This window comes from Synechococcus sp. R6-7 (assembly GCF_047461695.1).
GTDB lineage: Bacteria > Cyanobacteriota > Cyanobacteriia > Thermostichales > Thermostichaceae > Thermostichus.
In genome coordinates, this window is record NZ_JANSHS010000106.1 from 1 (window position 1) to 20,279 (window position 20,279).

14 protein-coding genes are annotated in these 20,279 nt (G+C 60.9%); 9 read left to right on the forward strand and 5 right to left on the reverse strand.

Annotated elements, in window-relative coordinates:
* Positions 1-237: 237 nt before the first annotated feature.
* Positions 238-390, reverse strand: a complete 153-nt coding sequence (locus NW815_RS03770) for a chlorophyll a/b-binding protein (RefSeq protein ID WP_011429120.1) — start codon at positions 388-390, stop codon at positions 238-240.
* A gap of 116 nt (positions 391-506) precedes the next feature.
* Positions 507-1,391, reverse strand: a complete 885-nt coding sequence (locus NW815_RS03775; protein ID WP_414350373.1) for a penicillin-binding transpeptidase domain-containing protein — start codon at positions 1,389-1,391, stop codon at positions 507-509.
* 119 nt (positions 1,392-1,510) lie between these two features.
* Here NW815_RS03775 and NW815_RS03780 point away from each other — a divergent pair, with 119 nt between their 5' ends.
* The 9 genes from NW815_RS03780 to carA all read left to right on the forward strand — a co-directional run bounded on the left by NW815_RS03780 (position 1,511) and on the right by carA (position 15,251).
* Complete coding sequence (locus NW815_RS03780) at positions 1,511-1,735, forward strand: photosystem I reaction center subunit IV (protein ID WP_011432873.1); 225 nt, start codon at positions 1,511-1,513, stop codon at positions 1,733-1,735.
* 46 nt (positions 1,736-1,781) lie between these two features.
* Positions 1,782-2,621: a DNA-formamidopyrimidine glycosylase gene (locus NW815_RS03785; RefSeq protein WP_414389126.1), complete on the forward strand. Its 840-nt coding sequence runs from the start codon at positions 1,782-1,784 to the stop codon at positions 2,619-2,621.
* Positions 2,622-2,743: 122 nt separating this feature from the next.
* Positions 2,744-3,331, forward strand: a complete 588-nt coding sequence (locus NW815_RS03790) for a pentapeptide repeat-containing protein (protein ID WP_414415725.1) — start codon at positions 2,744-2,746, stop codon at positions 3,329-3,331.
* A 104-nt stretch (positions 3,332-3,435) separates the two neighbouring features.
* Positions 3,436-4,032 (forward strand): response regulator, encoded by a 597-nt coding sequence (locus tag NW815_RS03795; protein WP_414389130.1) that lies wholly within the window; start codon positions 3,436-3,438, stop codon positions 4,030-4,032.
* Positions 4,033-4,173: 141 nt separating this feature from the next.
* Positions 4,174-11,409 carry a hormogonium polysaccharide biosynthesis protein HpsA gene (gene hpsA / locus NW815_RS03800; RefSeq protein ID WP_414415726.1) on the forward strand — a complete coding sequence of 2,412 codons (7,236 nt, stop codon included), beginning with the start codon at positions 4,174-4,176 and terminating at the stop codon, positions 11,407-11,409.
* A gap of 63 nt (positions 11,410-11,472) precedes the next feature.
* Complete coding sequence (locus NW815_RS03805; protein WP_414389024.1) at positions 11,473-12,219, forward strand: type IV pilus modification PilV family protein; 747 nt, start codon at positions 11,473-11,475, stop codon at positions 12,217-12,219.
* Positions 12,220-12,269: 50 nt separating this feature from the next.
* Positions 12,270-13,394, forward strand: a complete 1,125-nt coding sequence (locus NW815_RS03810) for a type II secretion system protein J (protein WP_414389023.1) — start codon at positions 12,270-12,272, stop codon at positions 13,392-13,394.
* A gap of 14 nt (positions 13,395-13,408) precedes the next feature.
* On the forward strand, positions 13,409-13,984 hold the full coding sequence (locus NW815_RS03815) for a Tfp pilus assembly protein FimT/FimU (protein ID WP_414389021.1): 576 nt from the start codon (positions 13,409-13,411) through the stop codon (positions 13,982-13,984).
* A gap of 73 nt (positions 13,985-14,057) precedes the next feature.
* Positions 14,058-15,251 (forward strand): glutamine-hydrolyzing carbamoyl-phosphate synthase small subunit, encoded by a 1,194-nt coding sequence (carA, locus tag NW815_RS03820; protein ID WP_414389019.1) that lies wholly within the window; start codon positions 14,058-14,060, stop codon positions 15,249-15,251.
* A 2-nt stretch (positions 15,252-15,253) separates the two neighbouring features.
* Here carA and NW815_RS03825 read toward each other — a convergent pair whose 3' ends face one another.
* Genes NW815_RS03825 through NW815_RS03835 form a run of 3 tightly spaced genes read right to left on the reverse strand, consistent with a single transcriptional unit; the run spans position 15,254 to position 19,854 of the window.
* Positions 15,254-16,786, reverse strand: a complete 1,533-nt coding sequence (locus tag NW815_RS03825) for a UDP-N-acetylmuramoyl-L-alanyl-D-glutamate--2,6-diaminopimelate ligase (RefSeq protein WP_414407280.1) — start codon at positions 16,784-16,786, stop codon at positions 15,254-15,256.
* A 60-nt stretch (positions 16,787-16,846) separates the two neighbouring features.
* Complete coding sequence (locus NW815_RS03830) at positions 16,847-18,616, reverse strand: ABC transporter ATP-binding protein (RefSeq protein WP_414390053.1); 1,770 nt, start codon at positions 18,614-18,616, stop codon at positions 16,847-16,849.
* 59 nt (positions 18,617-18,675) lie between these two features.
* Positions 18,676-19,854 carry a 1-deoxy-D-xylulose-5-phosphate reductoisomerase gene (locus NW815_RS03835; protein ID WP_414390050.1) on the reverse strand — a complete coding sequence of 393 codons (1,179 nt, stop codon included), beginning with the start codon at positions 19,852-19,854 and terminating at the stop codon, positions 18,676-18,678.
* Positions 19,855-20,279: the final 425 nt, after the last annotated feature.

The following is a 20,279-nucleotide window of genomic DNA, read 5'->3' on the forward strand; positions in this document are numbered from 1 at the left end:
CGCATAGCGCGGGTGTCGGGTAGTTTACACCAGCTCCTCCCTCAGAGGGAGAAAGGGAAAGATTCGGCGCTGTCGGAATTGCTTGGAGTAGTTGGTGCCCGCTCAAGCCTTGTTGCCATTCAGAACGGCTACAACTGGTGCGGTCACGCTTCCTGCTCAATACCCTCCTCAATACAATAAAGGGCCTGCAAGCCAGCAGACCCAAGGAAAAGCCAAAAGGCGGTAAGTTGAGGTCTCTTAGATCAGGCCCAGCCAGGAAGCAACGCCTTGGCCCGTCACCGCTTCGATGACAATGGCCAACACAAAGCCAATCATGGCAGCCCGACCGTTGAGGCGCTCGGCATACTCGTTAAAGCCAAACTTGGGCTCAGACAAATTGGGATTAGACATGAGAACCTCCAGGGTAGATGGGAACGATGGCGAGTGGGATCCGTAAAGAACGAAAACGAGAACGGCACTTGACCTTCAGTATAGTTTGCATTTCTTCATGATCGCAAGCAAGGTGGTCACCCGCTGCCGATGGCGGCGATGATCTGCCGCGCCAGGGGAATGGCCGCCTCATAGGCTTTGCCCTGATGCAGGTGCAGCACCAGCGTCCAGTTGGGATCCGGCAGGGGCCAAAAGGCCAGCAACCAGGCTTGAAAATCTTCTGCCCAGAGAATTGGTCGTCCTCGTCGTTGAGGATTGAGGATGGTGCCAGACTTGGCTGCCACTGGGATCCCTTCTGGGGCAATGCCGCGACAGGTGCCCGCTGTTGCCGCCAGGCTCATGCCAGCATGGAGAGCCTCCCAAATCCAAGCCGGTAAAGAGAAAGCGGGCAGAGAGACCTCGCCAGAAAGGGGTACACCTCGGCGGGCGATCACGCCCCCATAAACCAACAGCTCCCAGGGATCCACCGGCCCAGCCAGACCAGTCGCCAAGAGCGGAGCCGGAGTTGTATTCTGCACACTCCCTAGGCCGAAGCGCCGCAGCCACTCCACCAGGGTATCGGCCCCCAGCTCCCAGCCCAACTGGTAAAAATGCACGTTGCAAGAGTGGGCCAGGGCCTGGCGCAAGTTCAAAGCCCCATGGCCGCGGGGATCCCAGCAGGGTAGGCGGCCCAACCCCAGTTGCGGCGGCGGATCCCACCAACCCGGACAGTGGATCAAGCGCTCCCCAGAGCTGATCCCAGTCTGCAGAGCAGCGGCGGCAACGGCGCATTTGACGGTTGAGCCAGGGCTGGCCCTGATTCTGGAAGCCTGCTCCGGCTGCCAAACCCTTGTTAAACGACCGGTGTTCAGGTTGAGGACGGCGGCAAAATCGCGCGGATGGGGCAGCCCTGCAGATTTCCCCTGCAAGCCCCAGGTCAAAGCAGAACCCAACAGCCAGGCTCCACAGGTGCGACGGTTCATCTGCTGTTGGCCCCGAAAACCCAGCCAGACAAAAGCGGATCCCTGTTACAAAAATTCGGAAATCGCAGCCTTCTCACGGACTAGGGTAATCTGAGTTCAGGTCAATGGAGATAACCCTCATGGCAATTCAGCGTGGTGCCAAAGTCCGTGTGCTGCGGAAAGAATCCTACTGGTACCGGGATGTGGGAACGGTTGCGGCGGTGGATACCAGCGGCATTCTCTACCCGGTGATCGTCCGCTTTGACAAGATCAACTACTACAACATCAACACCAACAACTTCCGCGAAGATGAACTGGAAGTGTTGGAAGCTCCCAAAGCCAAGGCCAAAGCTGCGGCCAGCTAAGCCAAAGTTCTGATGCCGGGGACTGTGTTCTTGAGCAAGTCGTTCTGTGCCTGAACTGCCGGAAGTTGAAACAGTTCGGCAAGATTTGCAACGCCTCACCTTGGGGCCGCGGATACTTGCGGTGGAGGTGCTCCTGGCCCGCACCATTGCCTACCCTGCAGGGGAGATGTTTGGGCGGAGCTTGATTGGCACCCGTTTTACCCAGTGGCAGCGGCGAGGAAAGTATCTCCTGGGATCCCTGGATTCGAGAGCTGTTCTGGGCGTGCATCTGCGCATGACCGGGCAGTTGCTCTGGGTGCAGGGATCCACCCCTTTATCAGCTCACACTCGTGTTCGTTTGGCCTTCGAGGAAGGGTGGGACTTGCGCTTTGTGGATCAGCGCACCTTTGGCCAGATGTGGCTGGTGCCCGCCGGTGTTGAGCTGGAGGCGGTGATCCCCACCCTGCAGACCTTGGGGCCGGAGCCCTTTTCGCCAGCTTTTTCTGAGGCCTATTTCCAGGCTGCCCTGCAGAAGAGCCGCCGTCTTATTAAAACCGCGCTGCTGGATCAATCGCTGGTAGCCGGGGTGGGCAACATTTACGCCGACGAAGCCCTGTTTCTGAGCGGCATTCACCCTTTGACGCCAGCAGTTCAGCTTTCGGATGTGGCCAAGGCACGCCTGCGAGAAGCTTTGATCGAGGTGTTACGGGCCGGGCTGGAGCAGCGGGGCACCACCTTGCGGGATTACCGGGATCTGCGTGGGCTCAACGGCAACTATCAAGGGCAAGCGTGGGTGTACGGTCGGGAAGGGGATCCCTGTCGCCTCTGTGGCACCCCAATTCAGCGGATGAAGCTGGCAGGTCGGTCGGCCCACTTTTGCCCCCACTGCCAGCCGCAACAGAGCTAGTGGCGCTCCTCAAGATATGGGGGATCCCTGGGGAAATGGGCCAGAGCGGCTACCATCAGCAGTAGGAGGGGATCCCGGTGAAAACCATGGGATGGGCACGGCTCCAACCTGTAAAGCCCTTGATGAGGGGAAGTCGCCTCTGGTCGGGAGCGCTGTTGGCGCTGGGGATCCCGACGGCTTCGGCCTTTGCCCAACTGGAGTTGGATGCCCAACTGGGCCGCTCCCAAATTGTTTTTCCCAGCAAAGATTGCCCCGCCTGCAACCTAACGGGGGCAGAACTGCCGGGAGCTGACCTCAGGGGGGCCAACCTAAAAGAAGCGATCCTCAGACAGGCCAATCTCCAAGCTGCCGACCTCTCCCAAGCAATCCTCAATCTGGCCGATTTGAGAGGGGCCAATCTGAGTGGCTCAGCTCAGGCAGGGGCTTTCTTGTGGGAAGCCGATCTGGCGCAGGCCAACCTGCAGCAGACAGATCTGACGGGTGCCAATCTGCAGGTGGCCAACTTAAGCGGGGCCGACTTGCGTCGAGCCATCCTCACCGGCGCCGACCTCACAGGGGCCAAGTTACACAATGCCGATCTGCGGGGGGCCGACCTGCGAGGCGCTTTTCTGGAGGGGGCGGATCTGACCGGCGCCCTGTACAATGCCCAAACCCGGCTGGATCCCACCTTTGACCCCCAGGCCCGCGGCATGGTCTTGGTGAAGCCATAACCCCCCTCTCCCCAAGGGAGAGGGGCTGGGGGTGAGGGCGCTTTATTTGGGATCCCCCCTTGGGCAGATTAAAACCAGCACCCCCTCGGCTGGGATCCCCTGCCATGACTTCCCCTGTCCGCGTTCTCATTGCCGACGATCATCCCCTCTTTCGGTTGGGGCTGAAGTTTGCCCTGCAAGCCCAAGGATTTGAGGTGGTGGCCGAAGCCGAGACGGGATCCCAGGCCGTCCACCATTGTCGCAGTTGCCCCATCGACGTAGCCATTTTGGATGTGCGCATGCCGGATGGGGATGGGATCGCCGCATGCCAGCACATCACCGAGCTAGGTCTGCCGGTGGTGGTGGTGATGATGACCACCTTTCAGGAGCCGGGTCTGATTGAGGCAGCCCGCCGCGCCGGGGCCAAAGGCTACCTTTCCAAAGAGACCGACCCGGCGGAATTGGCCCGCGTCATCCGTCAGATTTTGTCCAACCCCGAACGAGACTGGCTGCCTGCCCGACAGGAGCTGCCCAAGCTCACCCCCCGCGAGCTGTGTGTGCTGCAACTGATGAGCGAGGGCTTGGCCAACAAACAGATTGCCCGCCGTCTGGGCCTAAGCATCGAAACCGTCAAAGAATATGCCAGCACCGCCTACCGCAAGCTGGATGCTAGCGACCGTGTCACCGCCCTGCTCAAGGCGCAGCAACTGGGGATCTTGTGAATTGGAGAAAGGGCTTGGGGATTCCCCCCAGAGGTGGGGATTTGCGGCGGCCATGATCACCGCCATACTGTTGCTAGCTTGGCATCTTGACAAGGGATCCCTGGGGTGCCGCCTTCCCCTTCACGTTGTCCGAGATACGGTATGTCTGCTCCTTCCACGCTGCTGCTCAAGCTCACCCTGCGCTTGCTCGCCTCTTTGAAAGCACGGGTGGATCGGCGCAAGATCCGCGAGCGGGGCTTCGTCCTGCCGGTTGCCATTTTGATCGTGCTGGTCTTGAGCTTGGTGACGGTAGGGCTGCTGACCCGCTCTACCCAGCGCACCATCCAAACCCAGGTGGAACGGGCGGAGCTGACCATCAGCCGGCAACTGAATGCTGCCATCGACCGGGCCAGGGCCAAGATTGACAACCTCATTCGGGATCGCCGCCTGCCCAACAGCGCTCCCACCGATGCCCAATTTACCTCTGCGCTGCTCAACGATGGCACGGCGGTGCCTGCAGAGCCCTCGGATCCCTACACCCTTCCCGACGAGGAGCGTTTCCTGTTGCCCTACACGGCTCGCGTGCCCGATCCCCAGAATTCAGGTCGGCGAATCGAAGTGCAGCGGCAAGCCCCAGTCTGGTGGTTCTTGGTGGATACCGACAACAACGGCCTCAATGACTCCGTAACAGCCTATACCATCCTTCATGCTCGTCGTGCGCCGGTAGAGGGCCGAGACAGACTGGAGGGCTTTGAGGGAAATATCAGCGATACTGAACGGGCGCGGCGACTGGTGATCCGCAGTGGGCCACTGCAGGGTTCGGCCTTGGCGGGGTGTACCGATTCTCCGGCTGAACAGACGGTCAACCCCAACGTGGGAGATTGGTTCCAGGTGGGCCCTGCGCTGTACAAGCCCTTTCAGGTGTACGCTGTAACTTTGCCCATTGAGGGGGCCGACTCCACCACCCGCGCCATCTCGGCCTTGCAGTTCCAGCAGGATTGGAAGCGGGATCTGCTCAACAAGTGGGGGATCTTTAGCCGCGGCGATGTAGAGTTCTTCTTCACCCCTGGATACAACTGGAACGGCGCTATCTACACAGGGGGCAGCCTCTTTTTCCGGTATGGCTCCAACAACTTGTTCCGGGCTTTCGCCATCAGCTCGGAGCACTCCTGCTTCTACATGCCCCCCGACAACTCTGAGATCACTGCCTTTGGAGAGTTGGTGGCAGGGGCCATTGGCTACGCCGGCCAGCAGGTGAGCGACAACCTCATCTTCGATGCCCAGCCCGGTGTGCCAGGTAGGGCACCTAGTACGTCCCGTCTGAATAACCTCAACTTTGATTCAGTTCAAGTTCAGAACAATGAAGATCCGGAAAAGATAGCTCTGGATCCGCTGGAGCTCCAGCTTTTTGGCCGCATTCGCACCCGCGGAGCCTATGCACCGGATCCAGGATGGTCGGTCTCCCCAATTAATGCCAAGCAGGGAGGACGAGTTAAAGCCGGTGGCTTTCAATCAGAAAGAGACCAGGTCTGCCCTCCCTATGTAGACGATGTCTATCGGGCTGACAACCGCTTTGGCCCCAAAGCCAGCTACGACCGTCCGCCTGTAACTCCTGACCTGCAGAGGGGCTGCGACGTGGACACCTTTGCGCAAAAGTATCCTGCTCAGGCCGGTGATCCCATTCCTGGTGCTAAGGCCGGTGATCCCATTCCTGCTGATGCCAGGAACAACCAGAATGAGTCTTTGACCGAGGACAACCCACCCCCAGGCGCCCTTTCCGAGGTGGGCTTGGATGGCTATTGGGAGCGGCGGGCCCGTGTGGAAGGTCTGCGGGTGATCGTAGGCCAGCGGCTGGAGCTGACTCGCACCGATTCTTTGCCTCTGCCTTTGGTGCCGCCCGGGGATCCCGACGATCCCACCAAGTTAGAGGACCCCACCAAGTTACAGGCCATTTTCATCAGCAACGAGGCGCGGCAACGCCTAACGCTGCGGGATAACCCAGCGGCAGTGCAGGCTACAGCCGTTTACCACTACAGCCACAGAGATGGCCGCTTTCCGATAGCCTGCCTGGCTACGGTGGCCCACCCAGGCTCTCCCTGGAGTTTGCAGCGGGCTTCCACCTTCCCTACCGGCGACCAGCGCACTCAACTGGGCATCAACTTCTTTACTGGAGAGGGCACCAACGTTTGGGAGTATGACCCCGAGCCGATGCGGGAGCAACTGCGGCCTGGCACTCCTTTGTGGACAGCGCTCACCAACCTGGCCAATTTTGCCGGCGATCCTGACGGGGCCTATCCACCCAGGCAAGAAGCGGGCCGCATTCACCCGGATCCGTTTATTACGGCCTTTGGCAACTTCTCCGAGCTGCGGCGGGCGATTGGGCGGGCGATTGATCTGGTCAACCGAGGCACTCCCGCTGACCAAGTGACTGACCAACTGAGCCTAGCCGACCAAACCACGCTGCAAACGGCAGGCTGCATGCTGGGCATGCTGGCCGACAACATCCTGCGCATTCGGGATGCCGCCAATGCCAGCAATCCTGATCCCACAGCTCAAATCCTTTGGAACGACATCCAAGCCAGCCGAGCTGGGGACCGAGAAGCAGCCAACCGGTTTTATCTGCCGCTGCGCTACATCTTCCCCCGCGAGACCTTTTACCACAGCGTGCCCCCCAACCCCAACGATCCCCTTGAAGATGAGCGGAGGCAGGCCTACCCCTTCCTACAGGGGCCAGTAACCTATCAAGCCGTGGTGGATCTGGGATCCATGAGGCTGAGGCCCCGGGCCACCATTGACCAGTGGACTTTGCCCCGTGCCACTGCCAACTGCCCCAATAACACTGCTGGCCCCAACAGCAACCAGTTTGAGCTGATTCGGGTTGGTAACCAGTGTCATCGCGTGCCCTTCAAAGATTCCGTCTTTTACGATGGCCGCGAGGCAATGGCGGTGCGGGCCCTCAACATCGACCTGGCCCTGCTGACCAACAACGTCAACAACCAGGCCAATGGGTTTATCGGCGGGGATACTTGGCTGCCTGCTGGGCTTGGCGAGAACCGAGAAGGGGGGATTTTCTACGCCTTCCGGGAAGATGCCGTGCGGGAAGATGCCATTGCCCGCCCACCCTTGGGCACCTTTAGCACTTACCTGACCAACTGGCGCAACGGAAATGCCCGCGGCACTTTGGGCAGCGCCGGTATTATGAACGCCGGTCAGCCGAATCGAGGCACGGCCAATGGCCAAACGGTCTGGGATCCCCCTGTTTCCAATCCAGGTGGACTCAGCCCCAAACCGGTGGACTACTATGCCGATCCGGATCGGCGGCCCTACGGCTTCCGGCTGCGCAACGGGGCGGTGCTGGCCCGGGGTGGGTTCAACCCTGATGACGCGATTTTTGGCTTGTCTTTTATTTCCGACAACCCCGTTTACATCCAAGGGGACTTTAACCTGCACCAGACGAGGAACGGGCAGCGGCTGGAGGAGTTCACAACTCTTCTTGACTTCGGAGAAGATGGCCTCTACAAAAACTTCTACGGGCGGCCGCGATTCCGATCCGATAAAGAACGGGAAGACCGGCGCTTTGCCCGGGCGGCGGAGGATCTCTGGCGGCCCAGCGAGGTCTTGGGCGACTCGGTGAACATCCTTTCTGCCGATTTCTGCGACGGCAGCATCGACGATGCCTTTGTCCAGGATGGCACCCTCAATGGCGGCGGCAGCAACTACACCTCCGGCCAAGACTACGCAGGTGGACGGGCCTCGGCCCCTCGCCGCAACGACTACTACGGCTGCAGTGGGCCAAACCTAGGGGCCAACACCTCCTTCCTCAACCAGGCCCTGGTGATCCGCGGCAACAACTGGCCGGCTCCGGATCCCACCAGAGGCGGCGCTGGTGTCCTCCGCTTCGACAACACCAACGGGGCGCAGAATTTGGGCGACAACCTCAACCAGCCGGGTTGGCCGGATGTGTTTGCCCGCGACACCATTCTGGCTCCCTTCAACAACGCCGATTCGGATCCCAATAACGATGACAGAACGGCGGGCGGTGGCGTGCCGGCAGTGCGGCCCTTGCGGGCACCCGATGTGGGCTATGCCAACTTCGGCACCCGCATCTCCGCTTTGGGCAACCCGGTGCTGGATACCTCCCGCTGGGTGCTGGTGGCTCCGCTGGGACCCTGCCCGGATCCCGGCGGCTCTGGGTTGCTGGCCGAGTACTACAACGGCTGGCTGACCAGCCCGCAGAACCGGTACAAACCCGACACAGGGTTTGCCACCAGCGGAGCTGTAGGCCCCCTGCTTCCAGAAGCCCAAGAGGCCAACCTGCCCTACCTGCGGGCGGTGCGCTGGCCGGATCCGGTGTTCCCGGCGCAAGGAGTACCTGACGCCATTGGTCAGTACAACAATGGCTATACCACCAGTGCGCCTACCTGTAATCCAAGTGGCACCAACAACCAACGCTGGGCCTGCGTGCGCAATGCTATCGATAACCCGACCAACCTGGCCCCCTTTGCCCGCAGCGGCAGCGGTTTCCCTTGGTGGGGCGGCTTCCAGTACTTTTTCGGCAGCAGCACATCGCTGGACTCCAACTCTCCCTTCAAGCGGCGGCTGTATGACAACTCTAGGTGCGACGGGTCTTTGGCGGACATTCGGCAGCCCCGTTGCCGCTTGTCGGCGCCGGCTGGCACCCCAGATCGACGGGATCGCGGCGACTGGTTCTGGATGCCCAGTTGCGGAGAGCCAGATGGCAACAATGGCTTTACGAATCTGCTGACCGACGCAGATGATCTCAACTTCCCGGGTCACTTCAACTTCCTGCGCTCCTGCTGGCGGCGTAGAAGTGGGGCAGGGCCGACTGGCAACAACAACGGCAACGACTTCTTCGTGGTGCGCTGGGTAGGGGAGCTGTATCCCCGTTGGCCGGGCTTGCAGACCTACCGCATTTTCGAGGGCGATGATGGTGTGCGGCTGATCATTCGCCGGCGGGACGAGAGACCTGACGCCACCTTCAGACTCGATGCCGTTTGGCATGGCACTCCCCTCAACTTAGGACCCAACGCTGCAGGTGCCGAAGCCTGGCGGGATAGCGGCAGCAACGAGGTTGCCTTGAGATTGGAGCTGGAGTGCGCGGATCCCTCCCAGGACTCGCCCTACTTGATAGAAATTCAAACCTATGAAAACACTGGCAACGCCCGGCTGCGCTTTGCCACCCGCGATGGCAGTGAGTGGGAAGACTACGACCTGCGCTACCTAAAGCCGCTGCCGCCGGTCAACAAGCCTTGCCAGCCGGATCCTCAGAAGGCTCTTGAGTCTAACCAGGCGCGTTGCAAGACCTGCGATCCCATCTGGGATCCCTGCCCGACCAATATCTGTCAGCCTGAAACCATTATCCAAACAGCAAGGTTGCCTGATGGCTGCCCAGGCCAGCCACCAACACCTCGACGGGTTACCTGCCAACCTCCAGGTGCTAGCTGCGGTGCTTGGTCTGAATGGACTCCTGAGTGTACGGTGGCCAACGGTGGCACCAGAGTCACCCAAACTCGCAGCCGCACCTGCACAGTGGCAGTTTGCGGAACCAGCTACACCGAGAGGCAATCCCAGACGGTCGACTGCCGGCAGACCTGCAACTACAACTGGGGGCCTTGGACGCCGGCCAGTTGCGATGAGGTCATCAACCAGATCGACTGCGGCACAGTCAAAACGTTTGACCAAAGCAAGACAGGCTACCTCATTGCCGACACTAGCAGCCCAAGCTGCCCAGCCACCAAAACGGAGACGATACCTTCAGGCTTAAGATGTCAACGCAATTGCGGGCCGGCAACTTTTGCCCCAGAAGCTCCCCCCAAGAGCCCTCTGGGCGAGTGGCTAGCCGTTAAGCCCAACACGGTGGAGCTGCGCCCTGTTCAGGAAGTGCAGGCGGATCCGGAGCCGGAGACCATCAGCGTGAATACGGTGGCTGCGGCTCCTGCCGAGGGCGTAACCATTGCTCTGCAGCCGCAGCTTTCCCCGGTGCTGGAGGTGAAAGCCGGGGTGCCCAAGCCGCCCAAGTGGCCCAGCCCTGCTGAGGCTTTGCGGGCAGCCTTCAATTGGATGTTTGGGGAGCCAGCCCATGCTGCCCGCGCTGGCTTGAGGGGCAACCTGCTCTCCACTCAAATTGCCAAGCCCAGCAAAGAGCCGGGCATCCGCCCTGCTGAGAGCGGTGCTCCACCACTTCCTGCAAATCCTGCTCGAGGCACAGACGACTGGGCGCGGAAACTGCGGCGGGAACTGCTCAACAAGAGCGGAGAAGTTCGCTGTGGCGACGAGCTAGTTAATCCCGCTGACGGCGGCTTCTGGGTGCCGGGCGTGTTCCGCCCCAACTTCAACGACCGCTTCCGCTACGAGGCCTACACCGCCGCTAGCCGCCCCAGCACGTTGCGCTTTGAGGACGAACCGGATCCGGGTGAGATTCGAGATCGGGATCCGCTGTTTGGGCTGGACTTAGATCCTGAAAGGCAAGGACTAGAAATCCAGCCCCAAATGGTGTTGAACCCCTACGCTTGGGTAAACGAAGGTGACACTCAGAACTACTCCCCAAGCTCCAACTATCTTGGCGGTTACTACATTGACACCAAGGGGAGCGAAGATATCCGCAATGGCCTCTGCTTCTACGTCAAGCCCAACGGCAGCACCATCCAGGTGCAAATTGACTTCAACGGTGGCGCAGGTGGCAGTAATGACGACTTGAAGTGGGTGGATGTGGAGCCCTTCACCCTGGACCTGAACAAGCCCACCACTGGCTTTGCTAGGGACAACCCAGTGCTAGGGGTGATCCTGGATGAAGTAACCCGCCGGCCTATTCCCATTCCCCGCTTCCAAGAGCTGGCTTCAACCGATGTGAACCAGCGCCGCCGCAACGACACTGGCGAAAACAACCATCAACTGCAGCCAGCTAGGGAAACGCGGGTGAACGCCACTGCCATCAGCGGTACCCTGCCCTCGCGGCTGCATCAAACTGCCGGCGGCATGCATAACTTCCTGCGGCTCAACGAGCTGTGGAGAAATACCAACCTCTTCTTCAGCGGCTCGATGATCCAGCTCAACTACAGCACCTATGCTACCGGCCCCTTCCTGCAGCACAGCTTTGAGCCACCCGCTCTGGTAGACGATCCAACCTTTGTGCGGGGCTTCGACTACTACTTCCCGCCCAATCGCCGCTTCGGCTATGACGTGGGCTTGCAAATTGCCCGCCGCCCCGGCCCTGTGTCGTCCCGCTTCCAATTCCCCTCCAACACGCGCACCGAGTTCTTGCGGGAGTTGGATCCTCAGGATCCGTATGTGCGGCGGCTGCGCTGCGGGCTGCAAGCTCAGCCAGATGTGCCCCTGCAGGCGGCTGCTCGGATTGGAGGCTGTAATGAGTTCGACTGATATCGACTCCCCAAGCCAGGGGTAGATTCGAGGTAGGAGCAGAGTGGGCTAAGGGAGGGATCGATGAGCAAAGGACGGCTTTGGCGGCAACAAGAAACAGGGGGCTTTACCCTCATTGAAGTCTTGGCTTCGGTCGTCCTCGTGGCCCTGGCCATGGTCGCCCTGGCCCCTACCCTCACGGTAATTGCTTACCGGCGCGCCATGAGCGAGCGGGTGGAGCTGGCCAACCGCCTAGCCCAGGAAGAGGTAGACCGCATCCGCACTCTGGTGGATATCGAGCTGGCTGCCAACCCTCGCGCTTTTCAGACTCAACTGGCCCGTCTGCCCAAGGTGGGAGCCAACCCGCTGGCAAATACCCCACCTCCCACCAACATGGACACAGAGGGGGACAACTATTCCATTCGCGTGGCTCGGGTTCAAGTGCCGGGGCGTAACCCCGAAGAATACGTCATCCAAACCTTCCGCGACGCAGGGGCACCTTGCATCGACCGCCGTGAAAGCAGGGTCATTGAGGGGGTGCCCTGCAGCTTTCGCATGGGTGTGAGGGTTTACCACCGCTTTTCTTTTGATCCAAACACTCGCCGAGCGCTGCCTGGCTTGAGGGCGGAGGTGGTTTCGGCTAACCAGAACTTGGCCAATGCCGATGTGTGGCTCTTTCCCATGGCCAGCTCGATTGTAGAAGTCAACCTGGCCGCCAATTTGGGGGATGTTTGCCGCGCCGTTTTGGCCGATGTTCAAGCCAGGGGTGGAACACCGACCAACAACTGCAATGCCTTCCCGCTGCCCAGCCCAAGCCCTACCTCGCTTTGAAGCGACGGGTAAGCTCCTCCTGCAGGCTCACAAAAAGGTGGTGTTTTCCTATGTTCAAGGTTTTTCGCCACAGGGTTTACCAGAGTGCGGGGTTTACCCTCATTGAGCTGTTGGTCTCACTGCTGGTTGCCTCCATCTTTCTCCTGGCCACCGCGATGATTGTCATCGAGACGATGCGGCTGGATCGGGAAGAGACGGGCCGCACCCAGGTGCAGGCAGAGCTGACCCAGGCCATGCAGTTTATCCGGCAGGATCTGGCAGAGGCGCTTTACATCTACAACGATGCGGAACAGCCCAACGGAGACCGAACGCCAGATCTCATCCAAAAGCTTTACACCCCCGGCTGGATCCGCCGACCCAATGACGCTATCCCGGTTGTTGCCTTTTGGAAGTTGGAGCCGATCCCGCAGGGATGCTACGAGGGCAACCCCACCTTGCAAGATATTCGAAGAGGCAATGCTACCCTACCAAACCAGCCACCTCGCGAGTTTCCGCTCGATCAGAACGATAGAAATGCGGATTGGGACACTCTTGTCAGCCGCCGCGGCATCTACACCCTGGTGGTGTACTACCTACGCCGCAACTACAACAACGCCGGCAACCCAACGGGGGGCACTCCCTGGGAAGGCAACGCGCGGATCGACCGTTTTGAATTGCGACCCTTCAACATTCAGGGTCAAAACAACTGCGCCGGTCGCAGCCCGTTCTTTGTTGAGGATCCCGATCCGTTCCGAGATGGTTTCCTTGCTTGGCCTTCCGAGCAAGCTCGAGCGCGCCAAATCCCCATTGCCGGCAGGGCAGATGGCCCCCGCCTGATAACTTTGGTCTCCAACATCTTCAGCAGCCGGCAGGGCAGCCCGCAGGTTGCACCCGCTTGCCCGCAGGGCTATGCCTTTGGTGGCGGCAGGCCCAACGGCGTCATCTTCCCAGGGCTGGGAGATAACCAAAACGACGTGGGCTTCTATGTCTGCGTGCGGCAAAGCGTCGGCGCTGACCGACCGCAGGATGTGATCATCAACATCACCGCCACGGCCATGGAGCGGGCCAACCCTGGCCTTTTCCGTCGCTACATCCGAAATGCCACCAGCGTCGATATCTCAGAGGTGTCGCGCTACTTGCTGCCAATGCAAACACTGGTTCTTGCCCGCGGTGTTATCAACCGTCCGCTCTCCTAGGGGGAATGTCCACCATGTTGGCCTTGGAGAAAAAGGCAATTGGCCGAGCTCAGCCTTTTCGATCCCGGGGCTTTACGCTGACAGAAGTCCTAGCGGTGGTGGTCATCATCGGCATCCTGGCCGTGCTGGCCGTTCCCTCTGGGATCAACATCTGGGCGCGGATCCAACTGGAGGATGCCCAAAACAAGGTGGAGCGCGCCCTGCGCACCGCCCGCACCAACGCCAGAGCCTCTCTCCTGGGCCGAGCTTGGGTGGTGGGGGTGGACAATTCAGAGCCAAACGTGCCGACTCTGGTTATCCAGGATGAGGAGGGCCTCTGCGATGAACCTACCCCCTGTCAGCGGCTACGCCTGAACAATTTTGTAACTGTGGCTAACACCTTCAATGACGGAAGGGCGGTTTTTGAATCCGATGGCCGCGCCCGTCAACTGGGTCGCTTTGTAGTTAGCAGCGCCTACTCCCAGGGCGAAAACCGCTGCGTGGTGGTGAGCACTTTGATCGGCACTCTTCGCAAGGACAAAAATCCGGAGTGTGGCAATGTAACCAGCGAGCCAGAGGAAGGAGTAACCAGCGAGCCAGAGGAAGGATAGCTGGGGTAGGATGGTCAGGTCGTGGCTGAAAGGTTGCCAGGCTCCTGTCCTAAGCTGCCGTAGGTCATTGGCTATGCTTACCTCTTCCCCAACTCTTGAAGCTCCACAAAAAGCCTTCCCCTGGCAAACTCGGCAGCCGGCTCTGCTCGTGCTGGCCGATGGCACTTCCTTTGCCGGCTGGTCTTTTGGGGCGCCGGGCACGGCGGTGGGTGAGGTGGTGTTCAACACGGGCATGACCGGCTACCAGGAGGTGATCACCGACCCTAGCTACCGGGGGCAGATGGTTACCTTCACCTGTCCGGAGCTGGGAAATACCGGAGTGAATGAGCTGGATGAAGAATCGGCTCGGCCCCAAGTAGCAGGGGTGATTGCCCGCAATGTATCGCGCTTGGCCAGCTCCTGGCGGGCTACATCCACCCTCCCCGAATACCTGCAACGATATGGGATCCCGGCCATTGCCGGGGTGGACACGCGGGCTTTGGCACGGCGGCTGCGCTCTCAGGGGGTGATGAACGGGGCCCTTTCCACGGAGACTTTGGATCCCCAGGTTTTGTTGGAGCGGGTGCGCCAGGCTCCTTCCATGCAGGGGTTGAGCTTGGTGGCGGAAGTTACTACTCCCCAACCCTACGAGTGGCTGGAGCCTACGCCTGCCGATTGGGACTATGGGCGCAGCCAAGGGATCCCAGTGCCGGAGCCGCCCCTGCGGGTGGTGGCCTTGGATTTCGGCGTTAAGCGCAACATTCTGCGCCGCCTTACCCGCTATGGCTGTCGGGTGATGGTGTTGCCGGCCAATGCCAGCCCGGAGCAGATTTTGAGTTACAACCCCGATGGGATCTTCCTCTCCAATGGGCCAGGGGATCCCGCCGCTGAGACGACTGCCATCCGCACCACCCAAGCTCTGCTGCAAACCGGGAAGCCCCTATTTGGGATTTGCCTGGGCCATCAGATCCTCAGCTTGGCCCTGGGGGGATCCACCTACAAGCTCAAGTTTGGCCACCGCGGCCTCAACCACCCTTGCGGGTTGGAGAAGCAAGTGGAGATCACCAGCCAGAACCACGGATTTGCGGTGGATGCCGACTCGATCCCTGCCGATGAGGTCACGATCAGCTACCTCAACTTGAATGACCACACCGTAGCCGGGATCCGCCACCGTCACCTGCCCCTGTTTTCCGTGCAGTATCACCCGGAAGCCAGCCCCGGCCCCCACGACGCCGATCACCTCTTCCGCGAGTTCGTGGAGCTGATGCTGCAGCACCGCTCCCGTTAGCCTCACCCCCGGCTTTTTTCCCTCAGGGCCAGGGCGGCGCGGGCTTCTTCTCGGTCGTCGAAGTGAATCTTCTCGGTGCCCAGGATCTGGTAGTCCTCATGGCCTTTGCCGGCAATGACCACCGTATCCCCTGGCTGGGCTGCGAGGATGGCCAGGCGAATGGCCTGCCGCCGATCCACCTCCACCGCCCTGGGGGATCCAGGGATCCCGGCCAAAATATCCCGTAGGATCTGCTGGGGATCTTCGGTGCGGGGGTTGTCGGAGGTAACGATCACCTGATCGGCCCAGGTGGCGGCAATGCGGCCCATCTGCGGTCGTTTGCCCCGATCCCGATCCCCGCCACAGCCAAAGACGCAGATAAGTTGCCCTTGCACCTGGGATCGCAGGGCCTTGAGCAGGTTTTCTAGGCCGTCGGGGGTGTGGGCGTAGTCCACAACTACCGCGATATCCTGCCCCGGCAGGGTCACCCGCTCCATCCGCCCCGGTACGCCCGGAAAGTGGGGCAGGGCCGACTGGATGATCTCGACAGGGATCCCCAAGTGCAGGGCTACCCCCACCGCCGCCAGCAGGTTGGCCAGGTTGAAGGATCCCACCAGGGGGGCTGCCACGGCAAAGGCGCCAGAGGGGGTGTGGAGCGTCGCCTGTAAGCCGCTGGGGTGCAATTGAACGTTGCTGGGCCAGAGGCCGGGGATCCCCTGCAGGGGCTGCAGCGAGTAGGCCCAGGGCTGCAGATCGGGCCGAATGGCTTGCAAGAGCCGCCGTCCCCCAGCATCGTCGGCGTTGATCACCGCCCGCCCTTGGAGATACTCCTGTCGGAAGAGGGTGGCCTTGGCCTGCCAGTAGTTCTCCATGCTGCCGTGGAAATCCAGGTGATCCTGGGTAAGGTTGGTCCAGACGGCAGCGGCAAAGGAACATCCCCACACCCGATCTTGAGCGAGAGCATGGGAGCTCACCTCCATCACCGCCACCTCCGCCCCGGCTCTCTGGGCTTCCCTGAGGCTGCGCTGCAGTTCAGGCGGAAAAAGGGTGGTGTGGGAGGCCACTTCGCTATAGCCAGGCCAGCGGTTGTACAGAGTGCCCAGCAAAGCCGCGGAGCGGCCGGCAGCTTGCACCAAATGTTCGATTAAGTGGGTGGTGGTGGTTTTGCCATTGGTGCCCGTCACCCCCACCAAGGTCAGTTGGCGGGCGGGAAACCCATAGAAAGCTGCCGCCACCTGGGCCACGGCCCTGTTCAGGCTGGCGCGAGGCAAAACCAGGACGGGCTGACTTCCCCATCCAGCCTCTCCGCTGACGCTCTCCCACGCCTCTTGGGAAATGAGGGCCGCCACTGCCCCTGCCGCCAGGGCTTGGGCCACGAAGCTACCTCCATCCACGCGGGATCCCGGCATCCCCAAGAAGAGATCCCCCGGCTGTACCTGGCGAGAGTCGGCACAGAGGCCCCAGACCTGCACCCCCTCCAGGGATCCCTGGGCCAATTGAGGCTGGATCCCAGCTTGGTGGAGCAATTTGGACAAAGTGATCCCAGCAGTTTCCATCGTTGCCACTCCCCACAGCTTTGCCGGTTAGGGTAGCGGCCAGGGATTGCCGCCGTCAAATTAGGCCAGGGCTTCCTCCAGCTTTTGCTTGGCCCACAGAGAAGCGTAGAGGCCCTTCTCGTCCGCCAGCAATTCGGCATGGGATCCCTTCTGCACAAGGCGGCCCTGGTCCATCACCCAAATCTGATCGGCCTCCACCGCAGCCGTGAGGCGATGGGTGATGAAGATCACCGTTTTCTGGGCCGTGACCCGACGCAGATGGCGGAGGATGGCTTGGGCCGTCTGGTTATCCACGCTGGAGAGAGAGTCATCCAGGATCAAGATGGGAGCATCCACCAGCAAAGCCCGGGCCAAGGCCACCCGCTGTCGCTGGCCACCGGAGAGGGTGATGCCCCGCTCTCCCACCAGAGTGTCGTAGCCGTTGGGGAAGTTGAGGATCTCGGCGTGGATGTGGGCGGCTTTGGCAGCCCATTCCACCTCCCAATCTTCGGCATCTGGCTTGCCGTAGCGGATGTTGTCCCGAACCGTGGCGCTGAACAGGAAGCTCTCCTGGGGCACATAGGCAATGGCCCGCCGCAGGGATCCCAGTTGAATCTGGGTGATATCCTGCCCATCCAAAAACAGTTGCCCCGGCTGGATCTCCAGCAGCCGAAGAAGGGCATTGGCCAGAGTGGACTTGCCCGCCCCAATCGGCCCCACCACCGCCACCATCTGGCCCGGTTCTATGCAAAAGTGCAAATCCTCTAGAGCCGGAGCTGCCGCAGGGCCGGCGAAGGCAAACGCGAGACCTCTGGCCTCGAGGCGACCCTGCACCCTCTCCAGAGACAACGGCAAAGCGCCTGGGGCGTCTCGGATGGTGGGTTCTACCCCCAACAGAGCATCGATCCGCTCCAAGCTGACCTGCCCCCGCTGGTAGGCCGTGATGGTGAAGCCCAGCAGGGCGGTGGGAAATACCAACCGTTCCACGTAGAGGGTGAGGGCCGAAAAATCCCCGATGGTCAGCGTCCCTGCCGCAATCTGCGGCCCCCCCACCGCCAGCAGTAGCAACAAACTGAGGCTGACCAGCGCCACCAAAGAAGGGAAAAGCAAGTTGCGGGTGAGGGCCAAGCGCAAATTGGCCTGCAGCAGCCGCTGGTTCTGGCGGCGAAACTCCCGCTGCTCGTGCTGTTCCTGGCTGTACACCTTGATCAGGGCAATGCCGTTCAGGTCCTCTTGAATGAGATCGCTCAGATCCGCCAACTCCTGCTGCACCTGGAGCTGCTCCTGCTGCAGGCGGTTGCTGCTCAACTTCACCAGCACCAACATCACCGGAAACACCGACAGCGCCAAGGTGCTCAGACGGGGCTCGATGCCAAACATGGCGGGCAAGGTGGTGGCATAGGCAAAGATCGTGTTGGCCAAATTGAGTAGGGCAAAGCCCAACAGGCGGCGGATGTTTTCCACATCGCTGGTGATGCAGGTGAGAATGTCCCCGATGGTCTGCTGGGCAAAGTAGGAAGGCTGCAGGGTGAGCAAATGCTCGAAGATGGCTTGCTTGAGGTGAAACTCCACCTGCCGTCCCACCCCAAACATCCACACCCGCGAGGCAATGCGAATGCCCATCATCAGGCTGGAGACGACCAGCACCGTCAAGGCGTAAAGGGCAATGCGCCGGGCCGACAAAGTGGCCAGGTTCTGGCTGAGGTCATCGATGACCAGCTTGACGTACCAGGGCAGGAACACCCCCAGGCCATTGACCAGGAGCAGGGATCCAATGCCCAACCCCACCTGTCGTCGATAGGGGCGCAGATAATGGGCCAACTGTCGGAGATGGGATCCCGATCCGGTCACTCACTTGCTCCCTGCATCCTCTCCCACTCTAGCGCTCAGCCGGATCCCCCCGGTAGGGATCAGACCAGAACCTGAGCCGGGGCTTGCTGGGCCAGTTGCGCCGTTTCCCGCCGTGCCCAGGCATCTGCCTGCAAAATGTCCTCCAGGCTGGGATCGGCAATGACTTGATGCCGCTCACAAACCCGCTCCAAGAGACGGGGAATATCCAAAAAACGGATGCGCTCCTGCAAGAACAGGGCCACCGCCGCTTCGTTGGCCGCATTCAACACTGCCGGCAGCGTTCCCCCCCTCCGTCCAGCGGCATAGGCCAACTCCATGCAGGGGTACTTGCGGTGATCCGGAGCCTTAAAGGTGAGGGATCCCAGCTTGACCAAATCGAGGGGATCCCAGGGGGTGGCCAGGCGTTCCGGCCAACTGAGGCCGTAGAGGATGGGCAGGTGCATGTCCGGCCAGCCCAACTGGGCCAGAACCGAGGTATCGGCCAGCTCGATCAGGGAGTGGACAATGCTCTGCGGGTGGATGAGGATGTCGATGTGGTCGTAGTCCAGGCCGAAGAGCCAGTGGGCCTCGATCACCTCCAGGCCCTTGTTCATTAGGGTAGCCGAGTCGATGGTGATTTTGCGCCCCATCACCCAATTGGGATGCTTGAGGGCATCGGCCAGGGTGACCTGATCCAATTTTTCGGCAGGCCAATCCCGAAAGGCGCCACCCGAGGCAGTCAACAGGATTCTTCGCAGGGATCCCGCGGGCACCCCCTGTAAACACTGGAAAATGGCCGAATGCTCAGAGTCGACGGGGATCAGGTTCACCCCGTACTGCCGCACCAAGGGCAGCACCACCGGACCGCCTGCCACCAGGGTTTCTTTGTTGGCCAGGGCAATGTCCTTGCCGGCGCGGATGGCAGCCAGAGTAGGCAACAGGCCAGCACAGCCGACGATCCCCGCCACCACCCGCTGGGCCGCCGGGTGAGCCGCCACCTGACACAGCCCCTCCGTTCCGGCCACCAACTCCGGCAGCGGTCGGATCCCCGTCAGCAGCGACCGCAGCTCCGGCAGCAGCTCCTCCCGGCCAATGGCAACCATCTGGGGCCGAAACCGCCGCACCTGCTCGGCCAAGAGGGCAACGTTGCTGTAGCTGGTCAGGCCAACAACCTGAAAACGCTCTGGATACTGGGCCACCAAGTCCAGAGTTTGGGTGCCAATCGAGCCGGTGGAGCCGAGCAAGGTGATGGCTTGCATAAAGGATCCCTTTACCCCTGAAAGAGCGTGACGTCCTCCCAACGCAGACTTCCCCTCGCGCAACTTGCCCAAGGACTCCGTCCCGCTATTGCGAACGGCCCCACCTCGCGTTCGGGGATCCCTGCCTCACGCCCCTTCATCTTATTCTTATCTGGTTCTGATCTGGAATCTGTGTGCTCCCTCCGATCCCCGACAGCGGGATCCTATGCGGCTGTGGGGTCCGCGATGCCCCCCTTCCCCAGATTTTGGTTTCAAACCTTTCCCGACTGAGAACGCAGCCACTGGCTGAGCAGCGCCTCGATCAGCTCCGAAAGATCTTGATCCGATTCCAACAGGATGCGCTTCACGGCTCGGTGAGTCTCTTTGGGGATTTGACATACTCCCCTGCCTAAAGACAGGGGATTCTGGTTCCTGGTTCTGCGACA

Coding starts and splice junctions, on each gene's coding strand:
- NW815_RS03770 (WP_011429120.1), bottom strand. CDS start 390: ATGTCTAATCCCAATTTGTCTGAGCCCAAGTTTGGCTTTAACGAGTAT.
- NW815_RS03775 (WP_414350373.1), bottom strand. CDS start 1,391: ATGAACCGTCGCACCTGTGGAGCCTGGCTGTTGGGTTCTGCTTTGACC.
- NW815_RS03780 (WP_011432873.1), top strand. CDS start 1,511: ATGGCAATTCAGCGTGGTGCCAAAGTCCGTGTGCTGCGGAAAGAATCC.
- NW815_RS03790 (WP_414415725.1), top strand. CDS start 2,744: ATGAGGGGAAGTCGCCTCTGGTCGGGAGCGCTGTTGGCGCTGGGGATC.
- NW815_RS03795 (WP_414389130.1), top strand. CDS start 3,436: ATGACTTCCCCTGTCCGCGTTCTCATTGCCGACGATCATCCCCTCTTT.
- hpsA (WP_414415726.1), top strand. CDS start 4,174: ATGTCTGCTCCTTCCACGCTGCTGCTCAAGCTCACCCTGCGCTTGCTC.
- NW815_RS03805 (WP_414389024.1), top strand. CDS start 11,473: ATGAGCAAAGGACGGCTTTGGCGGCAACAAGAAACAGGGGGCTTTACC.
- NW815_RS03810 (WP_414389023.1), top strand. CDS start 12,270: ATGTTCAAGGTTTTTCGCCACAGGGTTTACCAGAGTGCGGGGTTTACC.
- NW815_RS03815 (WP_414389021.1), top strand. CDS start 13,409: ATGTTGGCCTTGGAGAAAAAGGCAATTGGCCGAGCTCAGCCTTTTCGA.
- carA (WP_414389019.1), top strand. CDS start 14,058: ATGCTTACCTCTTCCCCAACTCTTGAAGCTCCACAAAAAGCCTTCCCC.
- NW815_RS03825 (WP_414407280.1), bottom strand. CDS start 16,786: ATGGAAACTGCTGGGATCACTTTGTCCAAATTGCTCCACCAAGCTGGG.
- NW815_RS03835 (WP_414390050.1), bottom strand. CDS start 19,854: ATGCAAGCCATCACCTTGCTCGGCTCCACCGGCTCGATTGGCACCCAA.